This window comes from Vibrio sp. 1580, assembly GCF_033340055.1.
Genome location: NZ_JAWOVT010000163.1, coordinates 1 through 836, shown reverse-complemented (window position 1 = coordinate 836; position 836 = coordinate 1). Strand labels below are relative to the sequence as shown.

The window sequence follows — 836 nt, the reverse complement described above, 5'->3', positions numbered from 1 at the left end:
AATACCGAGTGAATTGCAGCGCGTTAGAGGTCATTCTGTCTGGGTTCTACGACTCGATTGGCTTGTATAATCAGCCTTCGCGTAAAGAGATTGACGTAGCTAAAGAGTGGCTTGATATCTTACACATGCGTCACTACGAAAAGACATCTTTCAAACAGTTGGAATACGGTCAGCAACGCTTGCTGTTGATCGCGCGCGCTATAGTGAAGCAGCCAACGCTACTCATTTTGGATGAGCCTTATCAAGGTCTCGACTTTTTAGGACGACGCTTGGTAAAAAACACGTTGGAACTGATTGCACGTGAAAATCTCAGCCAATTGCTTTACGTCTCCCATTACCAAGAAGACAGCCTTGAGAGCATCAAAAACGATCTTGAGTTTGTCTTCGATGACGAAGCGCAGTGTTATCGCGCTCAAATTCATCACTGGTAATGCGTAACAAGAGCTAGGAAATCGGCTGTTGCGCAAGCAGGGAATATGGTAAAGGTTTGGAATACAGGTAGCCTTGATGGTATTGCACTCCCATATTTTTCAAATGCTCTGCTTGCGCCGGCGTTTCGACGCCTTCGGCAATCAACTTCACTTGCAGCTCGTCCGCAAAATGAACGATGGCATTCAATACGGATGCACTCACACTTTGAATGCCTATGGTTTCAACAAAACACTTGTCGATCTTCAAATAATCAATTTTCATGTGCTGCAAACAAGCTAACGACGTTTGCCCAGTTCCGAAGTCGTCGATCAGTACATCAATTCCGGGCACGCGCAACGCTGCAAGATGCGTCGTTGCTTCCCCATTGATCAACTGACGCTCCGTAATTTCGATGCCGAGGGACA

Annotated in this window: 2 protein-coding genes; one reads left to right on the top strand and one right to left on the bottom strand. The window is 46.3% G+C overall.

What is annotated here, in order from left to right; all coding sequences use genetic code 11:
• The coding region (locus R7093_RS24730; protein ID WP_318146955.1) for an ATP-binding cassette domain-containing protein at positions 1 to 431 on the top strand (431 nt) is incomplete at its 5' end.
• Between the two features lie 13 nt (positions 432 to 444).
• Here the strand turns inward: R7093_RS24730 and R7093_RS24725 are convergent.
• Positions 445 to 836: EAL domain-containing protein (locus R7093_RS24725; protein ID WP_318146954.1), on the bottom strand; the 392-nt coding region annotated here is incomplete at its 5' end.